Genomic DNA, 16189 nt, shown 5'->3' on the forward strand with positions numbered 1-16189 from the left:
TGTCTTTCGTCATGCGGCCTCGCCACCATCCCAGATGGCGGCGTTCAAATCCTTGAGCACCCCTTCCAGCCCGGATTCGAACTCGCGGTCAACCACCTCGAACCCACCGGCCTGGGCGAACAGCGGATCGGACAGGATTTCCGGATCGCCGACCGGCTGTGCCTTCAACGCGCGGCCGATGCGTTGCAGCCATTGCCGCTGCTTGGCGGTCCAGGCGCGGCTTGCAAGGATATGCTGCACGCCGTTTTCCACGCGCGTCTCGTAGGGCACCAGCGGATCGCCGAGCGCGGCTTGGCGTACGAAGCCAATGACATGCGCGGCGATGTCGGCGTTGCGCACGCTGCCATAGGCGCGGCGCAGATGGGCCTCCGAAAAGCCATTGGCGTCGAGCAGCGTGGCAAGCTCCTTCAGTTCCTTGCGGGTCAGATCGCGGGGACGCTGGGTGGCGGCGATCATCGCCGGCACGGCATTCATGTTGGAACGCACGAAGGTCTCGAAACTCTCGATGTAGTCGCGCGGACTGGCCTTGTCGCCGTAGTGGTCCTCGACAGAGATCAGTTCGTCGTCATGCTCCGAAATGAATATGCCGTCGCCGCGTCGTTTTCCGACCCCTGCCAAATCCAGCAGCGTCACGAGCGACGGATGCTGCCGGAAAAGCTCCTGCGCGGCCAAGGGTTCCGCCGACTTCAGCCTGTCGGGCAAGGCCTCCAGCGGTCCTAGCGCCTGCTCAAGCGCCTCGCGCTGCGGCCCGTCTATTCGTTTCAGGCGCTGGCGCAGCTTCACGACAATCTGGTCGCGCACGAAGGCGCGGTCCTCGTCCGTCGTGGCGCGTTCAATGTCGCCGACCAGTGTCGCGAAGGTCAGCGACGGATCCACCACGACCGGCCGCATGTCGGTGACTTCCTGCAGGTTGGCGTAGATGTCGACCGCGTCGAAGATGCGGAAATACTCCTTGCCGATCTCGTCGCAGCGCCGCGTCGCGCGGCCGATCATCTGGTCGTAGAGGATGCGGCTGTTGACCCGCCGCACGAAGACCAGATTGGTGATCGACGGCACGTCGATGCCGGTTGTCAGCAGATCGACCGTGACGACATATTTCGGACGCGGATCGTTCTTGAAGGCCTTGATGCGGTCGAGCGGCCGGTCAACCGAGCCGGTGATCTTCTCGACCAGATCGTGGGGCTGCGGGCCGTACTCTGCCACCAACGCGGCACGAAGTTGCTGCACCAATGTGTCGGCGTGATCGTCCCGCGCGGCGAAGACCAGCGTCTTTCCAAGCTGATCCGGCGGGCACTCGGCGGCGACCGCCTCCGCAACCGCGCGATTGAAGGCCTCCGTATAGACCTTCTTGTTGAACTCGGAGACCTCGAAGTCGACCTGGTCCTCCAGGTTGAACAGGTCGACCTGCCCGGTGCGGGGGTCGACGATGTTCACCTCTTCGCCACGGTCGAACACGATACCGGTCTGGCTGAGCGCCGTGGTGATGCGGCGCGGCGGGCGATGGTCGATCAGATAGCCGTCGATGACAGCCTGGCGATAGCCATAGCGAAACACCGGCGCGCCGAAGATTTCACGAGTGTGCAGCGCCGGCGTCGCCGTCAGCGCGACCTTGGTGGCGTCGAAATAGTCGAGCACCTTGCGGTAGGCCGACAGGTAGTCGTCCAGATTGCGGAATGACAAGTCCTCCTCGCGCAACTCGGCATCCAGCGTGTAACCGCGATGCGCCTCGTCGACGATAATCAGGTCATAGGTACCGGGCGTCGGCCTTTCGGCATCGGGGTCGTCGAAGATGCGGCGGATCATCGCCTGCACGGTCGCCACCTGCACGCGATCCGTCGCCTCGGGAAACTTCTTCGCCAGATCGGCGACGGGGAATACCTGGTCGAATTTCAGGAAGCCGCTGGTGTCGGTCGTGCTCATAGCGTCCAGCGTCTGCCGTCCGAGCGCATTGCGGTCGACAAGGAAGAGGATGCGCCGGAATCGCTTGCTGCGCAGCAACTCGTACATCAATGCGATGGCAAGGCGCGTCTTGCCGGTGCCGGTCGCCATCGCAAGCAGGATGTTGTCCTGACCGCGAGCAACCGCCTCCTCGACCGCAAGAATCGCTTCCTGCTGGTATGGCCGCAGCCCTGTGACGCCGATTTCGCGGTCCGCCAGTTCGGCGACGCGATCAACCTCCTGCTCCAGCCGCTCGCTCAAGTCACGTGGCGAGAACCATTCCGCAAGGGCACGAGGCTGCGCCTGTGTGCGGGCGTCCCAGAACCAGGTCCCGGATTTGGTCGCCAGTTGCTTCACATAGGGTCGGCCGTTGGTGACGAACAGGAATGGCACGCGGAAGCGATCCAGGCCGTCCATCCACGGGCCGTCTACCGGTGACTGCTCCGGCGTCAGTTGAATGTCGCACGCGTAGCGCTTGGCCTGGCCAATGCGGCCGGGCACATCCCGAATCTGCCGCTTCGCTTCGACGACGCCGACGCAACGGCCGTCGATGAAAAGCGCGTAGTCGACAGGGCCGCTCGCGGTAGGCCATTCCGCGATTGCAGCCGCCTCACTCGGGCCAGGCCGCGCGCCCGCCCCGAAACGAAGCTTCTCACTGTCGGCGCGCCAACCGGCGGCCCGCAGCTGCTCGTCTATCAGCACACGCGTCGTGGCTTCGTCGATGTCCACATTCCCGGCGCTCGCGGCGGCGGCCTTGGCGAGAAGATCAAGCTGGACCGTTGGTGTTTCGGCAGCCGCCGACTGCAGCGCCGCCAGCGATCGCTCGGCGGCATTCAGCGCGGCCTCGGTCTCGGAAGCATACCTCTCCCAAAAGGCACGTTCAGCCTGCGCCGATGCAACCTGGCCTTCCAGTGCGGCTCGCGCGCCATCGGCTTCCTGAGCCGCGAGCCTTGCCTTTGCCTCGGCATCGGTGCTTTCCGCCACAGCCGATTTGAGCCGGTCGATCTCTTTTTGAAGGGCAGCAGTAACATCGGCGCGCGGCGTTGGCGGAATGAAAGGTCCCGGCTTGAACTGAGGCGCTCCACCGTAGGACTGGTGGAACCACACGCCAACTGCGCGAGCGATCTTCAACCCGGTCAGTGCGTCGGCCGGCGTGCCGCGATCCTCATGCGCGGCACGGTTGCCCGCCCGTTTCAGGTGGAAGAACAGCTCGGCGACTTCCCGCTGCAGCACCGACCGCGATCTCAGTGTCTGCAGGACGTCGTCAAATGTCATCCGAGCGTTGTAGAGCGCTTGTCGGGCGGCAACCTCTTTCGCGACAATCTCGGCAAATTGCCGGAGCTTCACCAGCGCCGTCGGCGCGTCGTCCGAAAAGTAACGTTCAGCCAGCCTACCAAGCTTGGCGAGCTGCGGACTATGCCCCTGAAGAAACTGAAAATTGCCGCCCACTTCTCCCATGGCGTCAACCTACAGCATTCTCGTCATGCGAGTATAGATCAGCCGCCGCCATCGAGCAGCCGCCACGAGCGGTGCGCGACAAGCCCATGTCCGACTCTGGCGAGCAATCCGTGGTCGCACACCGAGGGCCTTTTGACGGTGGGGTTCAACGGGATTGAGCAGAGGTCTGGCCTGCAAGATTCCAGGGCGGGCGCAGGAAGGTATCGTTGCCTTCCCGGGCAAGGCAGTCGGCGAAGCGTTTGCCGCGTTCATGTCGGAAACGTTCGCCGGTATCGCGCAGGGCGCCGATGCGGTCCACGCGCAAATGCCGGAAGTCGCGAGCTGTTTCGCACCAGACCGTCAGTAGCCAGACCGTGTCGAAAACAGTGAGGCCGAGCGGGAGCGCGCGCCGGGTGGACGGCTTTCCCGAAAGGCTGGCATAGTCGATTTCCAGCACCTTTCGTCGTCGGATCGCGTCGCGTAGCGCCTTCAGGTGAGGCGGATTGGCGGCATCGCTCGGCCCCGCCTCGAAGGGGCTGTCCAGGAAGACCCGGCGCGTCTCCTCGCCGACGGCTGATGCGATCTTGGCCGCCGCACGCCGGGCCGCCTCGGACATAAGCGGGTCGGTCCGCGCGGCGACGAGGCGCACGCCCAGAGCGAGCGCCGACAGTTCTTCCTCGTCAAATCGCAGCGACGGCATGAAGTAGCCCGCATCCATGACGTAGCCGACGCCGCCTTCGCCGCGAATGGGCGCCCCCATCGCCTGCAGATCGGCAATGTCACGGTAGAGGGTGCGCAGCGACACGCCCATGTCCTGCGCCAGCATTCGCGCCGGGACCGGCACACGGCGAATCCGAAGCTCGTCGAGAAGCTGGAAGAGACGGAAGAGCCGCATCCGAACGCCACTGCCGTTTTTTGACGCTGTCTCAATCTAGCATCGAGACATCGAAGGGAGAAAGAGCCCGATATGCAGATCGTCAAGTCAGCGGCGCTCGCAGCCGCATTGTTCGCCACCCCCGACGCAGCCCACGCACAGGAGACCCCGATGAGCGACGAGACCAGAGTATTGGCTACCATACACGCGATGACCTCAGCTTTCGCGGCCGGCGACATCGACAAGATCATGTCGACCTATGCCCCGGCCGCCGTCGTCGTCGGCGAACCGGGCCGGCCGGTAACGGGCAATGTCGGGTTGCGGGCGATGTTCGCCGACTTCATCGAGTCCGGCGTCGCGTTTACCTATGGCGCCCACGAGGTTGTGCTGGCCGCAGACACGGCATTGCATCTGATGAAGTGGACCGCACCGGGACCGGACGGCAAGGAGACGACCGCCCTCTCGGTCGCGGTGCTGCGACGCCAGCCGGATGGCGGATGGAAGATGGTCATCGACCACCCGTTCGGCGACGGCGTCCTGCATGCGCCATGAACAGCCACCCCGCGCCGGCGCAACGGCGCGCTCCAACCGCCGCCCCATCGACCCATCGGTATCGGGTGCAGCGCGAAGCGTGAACAGGATTCAGGCGACGCGCTGCAGGTCCTTTGTTGAGCGGATGTCATTTGTTCGAAGCTGCTGCGTGCATTCGCGAGATTGCCTCAGGTCCCGCTTGAACCGTACTGCAGCACCTGCACCTTTTCGAGCGTCACCAGCCCGCTCGACATGATGCCTTCGAGCACCGGAAGGAAGGCGTTGATCTTCTCCTCGCTGTCGACGATCTCGACGACCAGGGGCAAGTCCTCCGACAACCGCAGAATCTTGGTCGTGTGCAGCCGGCTGGATTGCCCGAAGCCCATTCCGCCGCGCATGACCGTGGCGCCTGCAAGCTGCATTTCGCGAGCCCTGAGCACGATGGATTCGTAAAGCGGGCGACCGTCGTCGCGGTCATCCTCGCCGATGAATATCCGCAGAAGCATGGCCTGGCGTGGTATCTGCATGACGTTGTTCCTCCTGGAACGGCGGATGCGCCGACGGAACCGGCGCTGCCGCCCTACCGGTTCGATCGGGCATCGGATTTTCCCGAAGCCGGTACCCACTTTCGGGTTTGATGCTCCAGGCGATTGAGGCGCAAGGCAAGAGCGTGCCCGACCCAGACCGCTGCCAGCCAGGTGACGACGGAGATGCCGATATAGAGCCCGGCATGCGCGAACCTGCCGGCCTGCAGCGACTGAAAGGTTTCCAGGCTGAAGATCGAGAATGTGGTGAAGCCGCCGCAGATGCCGCTCATCACGAACTGGCGCTGGCGCATACCGGCGAATGCTCGCCCGTCAGGCCCCGTGACCGTCGCGTAGAAGCCGATGACGAAAGAGCCGACGAGGTTGACGAACAAGGTGCCCCACGGAAATCCCGGGCCGAACCAGGCCAGCGCAGCCATCGAGGCAAGTGCCCGCAAAACGGAGCCGATGATCGAACCGAACGACACGGCGGCGTAAAGAAGCAGCCTTTCGCGGAACCAGTGCCGCCTCGCAGGCTCCCGCTCGGCCATCCTCGTCGGCCGGACGACCTGATCTTTGCCGAAACGGGCCTCCTCCGGTTCACTCATGCAGGGCCAGCCCCAAGGCTGAAGGCACCGATGCCGAAACCGAGCGCGACGGCCGAGAGGCAAAGAAAGAGGGAGAGCACCACATTGCCGCCGGCCTTCAGAATCTGGCCGTCGCGGACCAGCGCCATCGTCTGGAGGCTGAACGAGGAAACGGTCGTGTAGGCACCCAGGAATCCGGTTGCGCCAAGATGCCAGGCGGACGGCATCGGCAGAAGCCCATCGATGGACGCGGCCGCTGCGACAAATCCGATGACAAAGGCGCCGCTGACATTGACCACCATCGTGCCCCAGGGAAAGGTCTCGCCGACATGCCGGCCGACCACACCCGAGACGAAGTACCGCGATGGCCCGCCGAGCGCGCTGCCGAGCGCCACCCACATCAGCGCATGAAGAACGTCCTGCATTTCCTTGTCGATCCATCCGCGAGTTCGGTCGCCGCAGCGAACCGGGCGTCCTTCCAGATCGATGCCACCGGGCAGCATGTGGAGGCCGCCGATCGCGATTCCCGGTGACGCGCATATCATCGTAGCAGGCATGATCGTTTGCCAAAAAGAGCACAAAGCGCCGTTGCGTTCCACTTCCCCACTCCGAGCGGCATCGGTTGGAGGCGCGCTGGCCTGGGGCTGATGCTGGAATTCGAATTCCCGGCTCCGCCGGGTTGGAGACCTCCGCAGCCGAAACAGATGCTCCTGGACCCGCTGCCGCATTCGGAACGAAGGCCGGCACGACAAGGGCTGGTCCACGAACATCGTGCTGATGGAACGTCAGCGGCGCCGACATCTCAAGACCCAATTGTCGCAGGCGAGCACGGCGTCTTCCCTGTCCTTGGGTTCGGCTGCTAAGAATCCGTCCTGAGAGGAAAAGCAGATCTTGTTCGAGCTGGGGCAAAGACCGCGCTGGTGGATCGCGTTTGTAGCAGGCTTCGTGCTCGTGCTGCAGGCGTTCGCCGCCGGATGGGCCGCCGGTGCGATGCCATCCGGGCCGCAACTCGATGCGTTCGGCAATCCCCTTTGCATCACCAGCATCGACCACGACGATGGTGACTCCACCGGCGACCACTCGAAGTTGCCGAACTGCTGCACTTTCGGATGCAGCTTCGCCTCTTTCACGGTCGCCGCGCCGTCGGGCGACGGCTTCGCGTTGCTGCGGCCGCTGTCGCACCCTGACGTTTTCCACAACACCCGCCCCGGTGTCCGGGCCGAAGCTCCTGATCACGATCCCGGCAGTCCCCGCGCTCCTCCGCTGACGATCTGATTCGACCGGCGCCCCGCGCCGATTATCCGTCAGATTCGTTCCGTGCCGCCCTGCGTGCATCGGACGCTTGGAGCAAATCTCATGCACAGTTCCTTTCGCGACGCCGTGCGCGTCGCTCTCAACACCTATCCGGTTTCCCGCTTTCGATCCGTCGAGGAGCGGTTCGGCACCGTCGGATTCACGCTGATGCTCCTGTTCGCGATGTGCCAGCCATTGCTGGCGCATGAGTACAAGATAGGCGAGATCGAAATCGTCCGTCCGTGGTCGCGCGCGACCCCTGAAGGAGCGAAGGTCGCCGCCGGCTATGCCGTAATCAAGAACAACGGTGCAACGCCTGACCGGCTCGTCTCGGTGACCGGCGTCATTGCCGGCAAGGCGGAAATCCATGAAATGGCGGTCGACACGAAGGGCGTGATGACTATGCGCCCGCTGGTGGACGGTCTGGAAATTCCGGCCGGCGGCACCGTCGAGCTCAAGCCTGGCTCGTTCCACATCATGTTCATGAACTTGCGGCAGGCAGCGAAGGAAGGCGCGGCGTTCACGGGGGCGTTGACCTTCGCGAAGGCCGGCACAGTGGACGTCGAATTCACAGTGCAAGGCATGGGTGAAAGCGGGGGCCATGACAAGAAACATGGCGGCCACGGTGGCTGAGGCAACCGCCTTGAGGCGCCAAGCCGTTTCGTCCGCAATCCTGGCAGGCGTTGTTCTTGCTGCGTTTGCCGCGGCCTATGCCTCAGATCTGCTTGGACGGGACGCAGAGCCGACGGTCACGATCGGCGGGCCGTTCGCTCTGACAACGCATTCCGGCGCGACGCTTTCCGATACCGACCTCAGGGGCAAGCCGTCCGCGGTCTTCTTCGGCTTCACCCACTGCCCCGAAGTGTGTCCGACGACGCTCTGGGAATTGTCGGAGGCGCTGAAGGCCCTCGGGCCAGAGGCCGACAGGCTCCAGATGCTCTTGATTTCGGTCGATCCGGAGCGCGGTACGCCGGAGTTTCTGGCCCGCTACCTGGAGTCGTCCGATCCGCGCATCGTCGGACTGACGGGGACCCAGGCGGAACTCAAGGCGGTGGGCAGGACCTACCGCGCCTATTGGGAAAAGATCCCGACCGGGAACGGCGACTACGCGATGAACCATACGGCATCGATCTTCCTGATGGATGCCAAAGGCGCGTTCGCGGGGCACCATCGCCCACGAGGAGAAGGCCGAGGTCAGGCTGGAGAAGCTGAGGCGTCTGATCGCGGGCGGCTCGGCATGACGTTTCGCCGTCTCGATACCCGAAACACGTTGGCCGGCAACGCCTCAGATCACCGAAGCCGTGCCGGATGCGCAACCCGCCCGGACAAAACAGCCGGCTGGTCGGCCGGTCACAGAAACCTCGCCGGACGGTTGCCGGCATCAAAAGGAGAAACTTCAATGCTGAAGAAAGTCATGATTGCTGTGGCAGGGGTGGGAATGGCAGTAACGCCGGCCTTTGCCCATGTGACGCTCGAAAAGGGCGAAGCCGCCCTCGGCTCGACCTACAAGGCGGTCTTCCGCGTGCCGCACGGGTGCGAAGGGGCGCCGACCAATGTGGTGCGCGTACGGATTCCCGAAGGCGTGATCTCGGTAAAGCCCATGCCCAAGGCCGGCTGGACCCTGGAAAAGGTGAAGGGCAAATACGAGAAGACTTACGACTACTACGGCACGCCCACCAGCGAAGGCGTCAAGGAAATCATCTGGAAGGGCGGTAACCTCGCTGACGACGAATATGACGAGTTCGTCCTGCGCAGCACCCTGGCCGGCGACTTCAAGGTTGGAGAAATGCTCTATTTTCCGGTCGTGCAGGAATGCCCGGACGGCAAGGCCGAGCGCTGGATCGAGGTTCCGGCAGCGGGTCAGACGAGCGACGATCTCGAGCAGCCTGCGCCGGGCATAAAGATCCTGGAAAAGACGGGCGGTCATTGATCGAGGGGTTCCCGGCGGCGGCTATGCCGTCGCCGGGCACTCCGGAAACATCTCATGGCCGATCAATTGAATCCGGTGGTTTCCTCATTGCGGTCTGCCTTCGTAGCGGCCGTTCTTCTGCTTGCCTTGGCGACGGAAGCTTGGGCGCATGCGTCGCTCAACGCGACGGAGCCGACCGACGGCTCGGTCCTCGAAAGCGCGCCAACCTCCTACAGCCTGACATTCTCGGAACCGGTTTCTCCGCTTGCGCTGAAGCTGATCCGGCCGGATGGCTCCGCGACCGCGCTTGACCGCTTCTCGCTCAAGGGGAACCTGCTGGAAATCGACGCTCCGGGCGACCTCGGTCGCGGCACGCATGTGTTCTCCTGGCGGGTGGTTTCCGAGGACGGTCATCCGATCGGCGGATCGGTGGTTTTCTCGATCGGCGGGGCCAGCGCGAACGCGCCGCTTATCGAGGAACATATAGACTGGACGGTACGCACCGGCCTCTGGCTCTCGAAGATCGGCCTTTATGTCGGATTGTTTCTGGGTGTCGGGGGCTTCTTCGCCGTCCGCATGCTCATGCCTGGAATCGGCCGGGGCCGGACGTCGATGGCCATGGCGCTGGCGATCGGGACGCTCGGAGCGGTCGTATCGATCGGATTCCAGGGACTGGATGCGCTTGGCGCACCGGCTGCACGTCTTGCCGAGCCGACCATCTGGTCAGCCGGCTTCGGCACCAGCCATGGCCGGACCGTCCTTGCCGCCATTGCCGCCTTCGCAGCCGTTGCGCTTGGCCTTGTATGGCGACGCCTGCAGAACATCCTCGCCCCTCTCGGCTTGTTTGCCGGCGGCGTCGCACTTGCGCTGAGCGGCCATGCGAGCGCGGCCGCGCCGCAATGGCTGATGCGACCGGCGGTTTTCCTCCACGCAACCGCGATTGCGGTCTGGATCGGCGCGCTGATTCCGCTCGGTCTGGCGCTGCGCCATCGCGATCCTGCGGCCATAGGATCGCTGCGACGTTTCTCCCGGTTCGTTCCGTATGCTGTCGCGGCGCTCATGGCGGCGGGCATCGCGCTGGCGATCGTGCAGGTGGAGCATCCAAGGGCTTTGATCGGAACCACCTATGGGCGGGTGTTCCTCGTCAAACTCGCACTGCTGGCCGGCCTCTTCCTTCTGGCGGCAGTCAACCGCTGGTCTCTGACCGGTTCCACCGTGGCGGGTGACGTGGCGGCAACACGCAGGCTGACCAGGTCGATCGCCGTCGAGACCCTGGTCGTGCTGCTTATCTTCGGCGCTGCGGCCGCATGGCGCTTCACGCCGCCGCCGCGGACCCTTGCGGCGGCAGCCGCGGAGCCCGCTTCCATTCACATCCATACCGCCAAGGTGATGGCCGATCTGACGATCACGCCGGGCCGGGCTGGGCCGGTGGACGTAGCCGCCGTCATCACGACCGGTGACTTCGGAGCGCTGGACGCGAAGGAAGTGACTTTCGTGTTTGCTAATCCGACTGCCGGGATAGAACAGTTCAAGCGCGGAGCCGAACAGTCGGCCGATGGGACCTGGCGCGCCGAGGGAGTCGTGCTGCCCCTGGCCGGCCAGTGGACGGTTCGGATCGACGTACTGATCAGCGATTTCGATCTGGCGAGATTGGACGGCCAAGTCAATATCCGACGGTAATCGCCGTGTCGGCGGAGACAACGAGACGAGGAGTGAAACAATGAATTCTCTTGCGAAGATCGCATCTGCCCCACCTGCGCGCGCGATCATCCAGCATCCTACTCGAGCAAAAGCAGGAACCACGGGCCGTCTCGACTTGTCTTCGCTAAAGAACAGGCCGAAATGCCCTTGAATGCGTGCGAGGCGAGTCGACAGGATTGGAAACCAAGCTCTATCTTCCGGTGAAACGCTTCCTCGAGGCGGCTGGCTATACGGTGAAGGGCGAAGTCGCCAATTGCGACGTTGTCGGGCTCAGCGAGGGCGAGCCGCCTGTCGTCGTGGTTTGCGAACTCAAGTTGCGCTTCAATCTCGAACTGGTCCTGCAGGCCGTCGACAGGGCCGCCGCGAGCGACGAGATCTGGCTGGCCGCCCGCGTTTCCGCAAAAGAGAAGGGGCGAGGCAGCGATCGCCGTTTTCGCGACCTCTGCCGTCGTCTGGGGTTCGGCATGCTGGCGGTGTCCGACAGCGGCACCGTCGACGTTATTGTCGGGCCGACGGCCCCGATGCCGCGCAAGAACGCCAGGCGCCGCTCACGGCTTGTCGAGGAGCATCGCCGCCGCAGAGGCGACCCGACCGAGGGAGGTGGGTCGAAAATGCCGATCATGACGGCTTACCGGCAACGCGCCCTCGCCTGCGCAGACGCGCTGCGTGACAGTTGCCTGCGTCCGCGCGACCTGCGCGCAGTGGCGCCGGATGCGGCAAGGATCCTGCTCACCAACGTCTATGGCTGGTTCGAACGCGTCGACCGCGGCGTGTACGGGCTCACGGATCATGGTGTCGAAGCGCTGCGGCGCTGGCGGCCGGTCGGTGCAGACGTCTCCCCTTCCGGGACCGTGACGGACGGCGGCGAATAGCTTCGAGGCGTCGGCAGTGGAAAAGGATTGCTGGCGGATTGAGCGGCGGCGAGAGAAGACCGCAAGGAAGCTTTCGGAGCTACCGGCAGGACGCCAGGTACACTTCCACCCAGAACTGCGCCATCTGGCGGTCCTGGGTGCGCTCGCTCACCAATGCCCGAGTGAGCGCCTCGGCGGGAGCCTGGTCGCTGTAAATATTCTGGAGATTGAGCACGGCCGCCCGGACGGCCCCGGAATCGCCCGATGTGGCCGGCACCCTGTCGGGCCCGTCTTCCCTTGCACCCATCAAAGCCTCTCGACCTTGCTGAGAAGTTATGCGCGAATTCAAGACTGAATCTACCCCTCTAATTTTAGGGGCTCTAATTGTCTTTGTGGTGATTCGTGTCATCATTTCGTTGACTGGCTCGGAGATCGGCTCAAATGGGCGAGGCAACGTCCCAATACGAGAAAGCTTATCTGGCCGTCGATACGGCCGACTCCGTCGAGACGGCGGTCGTCGCCGTTCGCGACATCTATGCGCTGGACAACGCGACCTATCACCTGGCGCAACTGCCCGGCGGCCTGGTCGACGGACCCTATGTCAAAAGCACATATCCGGCCGAATGGCTCACCCGCTACCTGATCAAGGGTTATGTCCGGATCGACCCTGTCGTCACCGAGGGGTTCTCGCGCATGCTGCCCTTCGACTGGAGCGAGCTCACCATGACGGCACAGGCGGCGGACCTTTTCGCCGACTTCCAGGCCCACGGGCTGGCGGCACAAGGCTATTCGGTGCCGATCATCGACAAGCTGGCGCGCCGGGCGCTGTTCTCCATCAATGCGCGCATGAGCGACCAGGAATGGGCGGCTTTCGTCATGGCCCATGGCGCCGGAATCGCCGAAATCGCCCACAAGATCCACCGCAAGGCCATGGAGGAAATCCATCAGGCCCACCCTTTGCCTCGTCTGGGCCCTCGTGAGCTGGAGTGCCTCACATGGTCGGCCCAGGGCAAGACCGCAAAGGAAACTGCCCGGCTGCTGCACGTGTCAGAGGTCACGGTACGCGACTATCTTCTCTCGGCGCGGCTCAAGCTCGACGCAGAGAACATCACCAAGGCCATAGCCAAAGCGATCAGCCTGCGGCTGATCAATATCTGGCCCCCTTCTTTTTGAGGGGTATAATCTTCGGCCTAAATCGTTAGGAATATACCTGAGCCTCCTTTTGGTCGAGATTGGTACTCGGTCAGCAGCATTTCGGAGGCAAGGGAATGTTCGTAGCTGTTCAAGCGCCGCAGTATCAGAAGTACCGGGCCGTTCTCGACCAGATGTTCAGACTCCGCAAGCGGGTCTTCTGGGACCAGCTTCATTGGGACGTCGAGATCGATGGCGACTACGAGCGTGACAGCTACGACGCTCTGAACCCGGTCTACATGATCTGGTGCAGCCCCGACGCCCAGACACTTTACGGTTCCATGCGTCTGATGCCGACCACGGGCCCGACGCTTCTTTATGACGTCTTCCGCGAGACTTTCCCCCACGGCGCCACGCTTTCGGCCCCCGGCATATGGGAGGCGACGCGCACCTGCATCGAGGCCGACAACATCCAGCGCGATCATCCCGGCATCGACGCGGCGCGGGGGTTCGGCCTGTTGTGCCTGGCCACCGCGGAATGCGCCGTCGCGCACAACATCCAGACACTGATCTGCAACTACGAGCCGCATATGAAGCGCGTCTATGCCCGGGCCGGCGCAACGGTCCAAGAACTCGGCCGCGCCCACAGTTTCGGCCGCCATCCCGTCTGCTGCGGCGCTTTTCGAATGGACAACCAGACGATCGCCGAGATGCGCGCGGCATTGAAGGTAGACTTGCCGATCTATCAGCGCGGACACGGCGCCGAACGCCGCGTCCGGCATGCGGATCTCGCTGCGTAGGTCGACCCTGGTTGACTGCCCCTGCTTCGCCCCGCCGTGTTCGCCCCTTGATTCTCCCCCGCGGCGGGGCACTTTTTTTCACCCTGGACGAGCCGGTTCCCGGAACAGTCCCTGTCAAGCCGGCCACATGGCCGCATAGATGACGACCGAATCGAGTTGACCGCCTGCTTCGCCCCGTCGCGTTCGCCCCCTTGTTTCTCCCCCGCGACGGGGCCACTTTTTTCACGCGCGGGCATTTCCCTCACAGGCTCCAACTGCCGTCTCACGGGGTTGACTGAACTTTCCATCCTCGGCATGTCGACCTACGTCCGTGATCTGTTCTATGGCGGGGCGCTGATCGCGGCCGCAGCGCCGTCGCAACTTGTGCACCGACGCGAAGATCTGTTGACCTGAGACGAGTACGATCCGAGGATGGTTATGGCGCAGTTCCCTGCGATCGACATCGACGGTACCTATGTCGAGCGCCTCATCCTGGAACTCGGCGCGATCGGCGCCCACAGCGGAACGGGCGTCTGGCGCACCGTCTACTCGCCCGAATGGGTGAAAGCCAATGCACTGGTCTCGCGCTGGTTCGAGGACGCCGGGCTGACCGTGCGCCAGGATGCCGTCGGCAACCTCTGGGGCCGCCTTGAAGGCTCGGAGGTCGGCAAGTCGATCGTCTCAGGTTCGCATATCGACACGCAGCGACCGGGCGGGCGTTATGACGGAGCGCTCGGCATATTGGCCGCCCTGGTTGCGATCAGGGCGCTCCGGGAGCGTTTCGGCCAACCGAAGCGAACGCTCGAGGCCGTCTCGCTCTGCGAGGAAGAAGGCAGCCGCTTTCCGACCGCCGGTTTCTGGGGGTCGCGCGCCATCACCGGCCGCATTGGTCCGGGCGACACCGAAACGGTGAAGGACTTCGACGGGATAGGCATCGCAGAGGCGATGCGTGCGGTCGGGCTCGACCCGCTGCGCGTTGCCGAAGCCAAACGCGACGATATAGAGGCTTTCGTCGAACTCCATATCGAGCAAGGGCCGGTGCTCGAGCATGCGGGGCTATCGGTTGCCGTGGTCGACGCCATCACCGGCATCCGGCATACGGAAGTTCGCCTGACCGGCGTGCAGAATCATGCCGGAGCCTTTCCGATGGATCTGCGCAACGATCCGATGGCCGGCTTTGCCGAGATCGCGACCGGGCTGATCGACACCGCGCATCGCATGGGACGACCGGCCGTCACCACGATCGGCCGCTGCACCCCCTATCCCAATTCCGGCGCCGTCATCCCGCAGTCGGTGACCTTCACAATCGATGCCCGCCATCCCGATCCGGAGTCCCGAGGCCGCATTTACGCCATGCATGACGCCTTGATGCGCGAGGTCGCAGCCCGGCGCGGTCTCGGGCTGGAGACGAAGGTCCTTGCCGATCATGAGGCGTGCCCGAGTGCACCCGATCTCGTCACCGCGCTGCGGGCAGCCGCGGAATCCCAAGGTGTCGGAACACTGACCATGGCAAGCGGTGCGGGGCACGATTCCCAGCAGATGGCCGCGATCGCCAAGGTCGCCATGATCTTCGTGCGCAGCAAGGACGGCCGCAGCCACACGCCGGAGGAATTCTCCTCCATCGAGGATATCGTCGACGGCATCCGCGTGTTGGCCGCAGGGTTGTACAAGTTGGCCTATTGAGCGATCCGGTTCATCAGCAAATCGAGCGCTGGCCAAGGCTATAGACGGCTGCGCCGAACAGCGAAACGGCCATGGCAATGGTGAAGCCTATGCCGGCGCATCGATGGCTTGCGGCGGACGCAGACGCGTCGAGTGGGACCTATGTGTTTGGAGCCAAGTTTACGCTTCCTTGACGAGCCGATCTCACAAGAGAGGCCTCAATCTCCTGCAAGCGCTTGGCGGGCAGCATTGTTCGCGGGTGACCCTTGAAGCAACTTCGCGCGCACGCGGCGGCATACCACCGGGCCACGTTTGTGAAGCGCTGGTACAGACGCGCCAGATCAAAGATTTCGACTGCGACGAGATACGGGAGCAGCGCGACATCGGCCAGGGAAAAGTCCTCGCCCGCAAGCCAAGGGGTTCCGGCGAGTTGGATCTCCATCTCCTCGCAGGTCGCGATGAAAACAGCAATACTCTCGCGCGCATCCTGCGCTGCCAAGCCTTGATCGAACATGCGCTTCTGCCGCTCCCGGCGGCGAGGGTCGAGCAGCGCGGCAAGCATTGCCTCGACCTCGGTTGCGGGCTTGGCAAGCCATTTCGGCCGTACGAGGATCGGCCAGGCGATACCCGGCCAGGCGGGATGGAGTACTTCGTCAACATGCTTGGTCCAGCGGCGCATCCTTGCCCTGCCGAGCGGATCGGCTGGCCGCAGCGGTCGGTCGGGCCATCTGTCCTCGATATATTCAAGGATCACGGTGGAGTCGGCGACGGCGACGCCGTCATCCAGCAGCACCGGCACCAGGCCCTTGGGGTTCAAGCGCAGGAATCCCGGCTTCAGGTTATCCTTTGAACCCAGATCGACATGATGATCAACGAAGGCCAGCTCCTTTTCGGCAAGTGCAAAGCGGACCTTCTCACCGCAGGGTGACAGCGGGTAGTTGTATACCTCGATCGTCATGTGCGCGGCGCCAA

At 63.8% G+C, this 16189-nt stretch carries 16 protein-coding genes and 1 pseudogene; 10 read left to right on the top strand and 7 right to left on the bottom strand.

Annotation, left to right across the window (positions count from 1 at the left end; genetic code table 11):
• Positions 1-9: 9 nt before the first annotated feature.
• Positions 10-3396 carry a type I restriction-modification system endonuclease gene (gene hsdR / locus JN280_RS25990; protein WP_244742083.1) on the bottom strand — a complete coding sequence of 1129 codons (3387 nt, stop codon included), beginning with the start codon at positions 3394-3396 and terminating at the stop codon, positions 10-12.
• A 145-nt stretch (positions 3397-3541) separates the two neighbouring features.
• The gene (locus JN280_RS25995; protein WP_202306625.1) at positions 3542-4270 is read right to left on the bottom strand and encodes a helix-turn-helix transcriptional regulator; all 729 of its coding nucleotides are present in this window, start codon (positions 4268-4270) and stop codon (positions 3542-3544) included.
• A gap of 72 nt (positions 4271-4342) precedes the next feature.
• Between JN280_RS25995 and JN280_RS26000 the strand changes: the two genes are divergently transcribed.
• Positions 4343-4801 carry a YybH family protein gene (locus JN280_RS26000; protein WP_202306626.1) on the top strand — a complete coding sequence of 153 codons (459 nt, stop codon included), beginning with the start codon at positions 4343-4345 and terminating at the stop codon, positions 4799-4801.
• A 167-nt stretch (positions 4802-4968) separates the two neighbouring features.
• Here JN280_RS26000 and JN280_RS26005 read toward each other — a convergent pair whose 3' ends face one another.
• The 3 genes from JN280_RS26005 to crcB are packed head-to-tail and all read right to left on the bottom strand — an operon-like array spanning position 4969 to position 6316.
• Positions 4969-5307, bottom strand: coding sequence for a DUF190 domain-containing protein (locus JN280_RS26005; protein ID WP_202306627.1), 339 nt, complete (start codon positions 5305-5307; stop codon positions 4969-4971).
• 53 nt (positions 5308-5360) lie between these two features.
• Entirely contained in the window at positions 5361-5912 is a 552-nt protein-coding gene (locus tag JN280_RS26010; RefSeq protein ID WP_342216124.1) for a CrcB family protein, read from the bottom strand.
• The gene (crcB, locus tag JN280_RS26015; RefSeq protein ID WP_202306628.1) at positions 5909-6316 is read right to left on the bottom strand and encodes a fluoride efflux transporter CrcB; all 408 of its coding nucleotides are present in this window, start codon (positions 6314-6316) and stop codon (positions 5909-5911) included. Before crcB ends, JN280_RS26010 begins: the two co-directional genes overlap by 4 nt.
• Before the next feature lie 466 nt (positions 6317-6782).
• Here crcB and JN280_RS26020 point away from each other — a divergent pair, with 466 nt between their 5' ends.
• The 6 genes and pseudogenes from JN280_RS26020 (at position 6783) to JN280_RS26045 (ending at position 11666) form a co-directional block, all read left to right on the top strand.
• The gene (locus tag JN280_RS26020; protein ID WP_202306629.1) at positions 6783-7166 is read left to right on the top strand and encodes a DUF2946 family protein; all 384 of its coding nucleotides are present in this window, start codon (positions 6783-6785) and stop codon (positions 7164-7166) included.
• A gap of 186 nt (positions 7167-7352) precedes the next feature.
• A complete protein-coding gene (locus JN280_RS26025) occupies positions 7353-7817 on the top strand; it encodes a copper chaperone PCu(A)C (protein ID WP_244742086.1) in 465 nt (154 codons plus the stop codon).
• Positions 7798-8283: pseudogene (locus JN280_RS26030) on the top strand (SCO family protein); the annotation flags it as partial. The gene JN280_RS26025 and the pseudogene JN280_RS26030, both read left to right, overlap by 20 nt.
• A gap of 300 nt (positions 8284-8583) precedes the next feature.
• On the top strand, positions 8584-9114 hold the full coding sequence (locus JN280_RS26035; RefSeq protein WP_202306631.1) for a YcnI family copper-binding membrane protein: 531 nt from the start codon (positions 8584-8586) through the stop codon (positions 9112-9114).
• Between the two features lie 54 nt (positions 9115-9168).
• Complete coding sequence (locus tag JN280_RS26040; RefSeq protein WP_202306632.1) at positions 9169-10773, top strand: copper resistance CopC/CopD family protein; 1605 nt, start codon at positions 9169-9171, stop codon at positions 10771-10773.
• A gap of 197 nt (positions 10774-10970) precedes the next feature.
• On the top strand, positions 10971-11666 hold the full coding sequence (locus tag JN280_RS26045) for a DUF2161 domain-containing phosphodiesterase (RefSeq protein WP_202306634.1): 696 nt from the start codon (positions 10971-10973) through the stop codon (positions 11664-11666).
• A 79-nt stretch (positions 11667-11745) separates the two neighbouring features.
• On the opposite strand, the gene JN280_RS26050 is transcribed toward JN280_RS26045, so the two are convergent.
• Positions 11746-11952: a hypothetical protein gene (locus JN280_RS26050; protein WP_202315347.1), complete on the bottom strand. Its 207-nt coding sequence runs from the start codon at positions 11950-11952 to the stop codon at positions 11746-11748.
• A gap of 134 nt (positions 11953-12086) precedes the next feature.
• Between JN280_RS26050 and JN280_RS26055 the strand changes: the two genes are divergently transcribed.
• The 3 genes from JN280_RS26055 (at position 12087) to JN280_RS26065 (ending at position 15238) form a co-directional block, all read left to right on the top strand.
• The gene (locus JN280_RS26055; protein WP_202306635.1) at positions 12087-12818 is read left to right on the top strand and encodes a helix-turn-helix transcriptional regulator; all 732 of its coding nucleotides are present in this window, start codon (positions 12087-12089) and stop codon (positions 12816-12818) included.
• Between the two features lie 95 nt (positions 12819-12913).
• Positions 12914-13576, top strand: a complete 663-nt coding sequence (locus tag JN280_RS26060; RefSeq protein ID WP_202306637.1) for an acyl-homoserine-lactone synthase — start codon at positions 12914-12916, stop codon at positions 13574-13576.
• A 417-nt stretch (positions 13577-13993) separates the two neighbouring features.
• The gene (locus tag JN280_RS26065) at positions 13994-15238 is read left to right on the top strand and encodes a Zn-dependent hydrolase (RefSeq protein WP_244742090.1); all 1245 of its coding nucleotides are present in this window, start codon (positions 13994-13996) and stop codon (positions 15236-15238) included.
• 139 nt (positions 15239-15377) lie between these two features.
• Here the strand turns inward: JN280_RS26065 and JN280_RS26070 are convergent, their stop codons facing one another.
• On the bottom strand, positions 15378-16175 hold the full coding sequence (locus JN280_RS26070) for a glutathione S-transferase family protein (RefSeq protein ID WP_202306641.1): 798 nt from the start codon (positions 16173-16175) through the stop codon (positions 15378-15380).
• Between the last annotated feature and the right edge of the window lie 14 nt (positions 16176-16189).

This window comes from Mesorhizobium sp. L-8-10, from assembly GCF_016756635.1.
Classification (GTDB): domain Bacteria; phylum Pseudomonadota; class Alphaproteobacteria; order Rhizobiales; family Rhizobiaceae.

What these genes read in the sequence shown, in the direction of transcription:
- JN280_RS26050 (WP_202315347.1), bottom strand. Translation starts at nt 11,952, where the DNA reads ATGGGTGCAAGGGAAGACGGGCCCGACAGGGTGCCGGCCACATCGGGC.
- JN280_RS26055 (WP_202306635.1), top strand. Translation starts at nt 12,087, where the DNA reads ATGGGCGAGGCAACGTCCCAATACGAGAAAGCTTATCTGGCCGTCGAT.
- JN280_RS26025 (WP_244742086.1), top strand. Translation starts at nt 7,353, where the DNA reads ATGCTCCTGTTCGCGATGTGCCAGCCATTGCTGGCGCATGAGTACAAG.
- JN280_RS26005 (WP_202306627.1), bottom strand. Translation starts at nt 5,307, where the DNA reads ATGCAGATACCACGCCAGGCCATGCTTCTGCGGATATTCATCGGCGAG.
- JN280_RS26060 (WP_202306637.1), top strand. Translation starts at nt 12,914, where the DNA reads ATGTTCGTAGCTGTTCAAGCGCCGCAGTATCAGAAGTACCGGGCCGTT.
- JN280_RS26035 (WP_202306631.1), top strand. Translation starts at nt 8,584, where the DNA reads ATGCTGAAGAAAGTCATGATTGCTGTGGCAGGGGTGGGAATGGCAGTA.
- JN280_RS26040 (WP_202306632.1), top strand. Translation starts at nt 9,169, where the DNA reads ATGGCCGATCAATTGAATCCGGTGGTTTCCTCATTGCGGTCTGCCTTC.
- crcB (WP_202306628.1), bottom strand. Translation starts at nt 6,316, where the DNA reads ATGCAGGACGTTCTTCATGCGCTGATGTGGGTGGCGCTCGGCAGCGCG.
- JN280_RS26070 (WP_202306641.1), bottom strand. Translation starts at nt 16,175, where the DNA reads ATGACGATCGAGGTATACAACTACCCGCTGTCACCCTGCGGTGAGAAG.
- JN280_RS26000 (WP_202306626.1), top strand. Translation starts at nt 4,343, where the DNA reads ATGCAGATCGTCAAGTCAGCGGCGCTCGCAGCCGCATTGTTCGCCACC.
- JN280_RS26010 (WP_342216124.1), bottom strand. Translation starts at nt 5,912, where the DNA reads ATGAGTGAACCGGAGGAGGCCCGTTTCGGCAAAGATCAGGTCGTCCGG.
- JN280_RS25995 (WP_202306625.1), bottom strand. Translation starts at nt 4,270, where the DNA reads ATGCGGCTCTTCCGTCTCTTCCAGCTTCTCGACGAGCTTCGGATTCGC.
- JN280_RS26065 (WP_244742090.1), top strand. Translation starts at nt 13,994, where the DNA reads ATGGCGCAGTTCCCTGCGATCGACATCGACGGTACCTATGTCGAGCGC.
- hsdR (WP_244742083.1), bottom strand. Translation starts at nt 3,396, where the DNA reads ATGGGAGAAGTGGGCGGCAATTTTCAGTTTCTTCAGGGGCATAGTCCG.